This window comes from Aquirufa aurantiipilula, assembly GCF_019923745.1.
Classification (GTDB): Bacteria; Bacteroidota; Bacteroidia; order Cytophagales; family Spirosomataceae; genus Aquirufa; species Aquirufa aurantiipilula.
The window spans coordinates 1-246 of record NZ_JAANOG010000066.1; the positions used below are offsets into that span (position 1 = coordinate 1).

Genomic DNA, 246 nt, shown 5'->3' on the forward strand with positions numbered 1-246 from the left:
CAGTCGTATTCACCACACATACCGTGGCTGGAACTTCAACTACGGTTACAGGTACTACTTCGGCTATCACAGGTACTTCGTCTACCATTACTACAGTAGCTGGTACGGCTACTAAGTACTTAGTTACCTCTTCATCTTCATCTCCTGTGGCTGGCGCTACAGTAACCATCACCGCTCAATTGGCGGATGCTAACAACAACCCAGTAAGTACTTCTGGACAAACCGTTACTTGGACTAAGTCTGATG

The 246-nt window shown here is 46.7% G+C and carries 1 protein-coding gene; it reads left to right on the plus strand.

Annotated features, from left to right (window positions below; all coding sequences use genetic code 11):
- The coding region (locus G9H60_RS13380; protein WP_223144529.1) for a hypothetical protein at positions 1–246 on the plus strand (246 nt) is incomplete at both ends.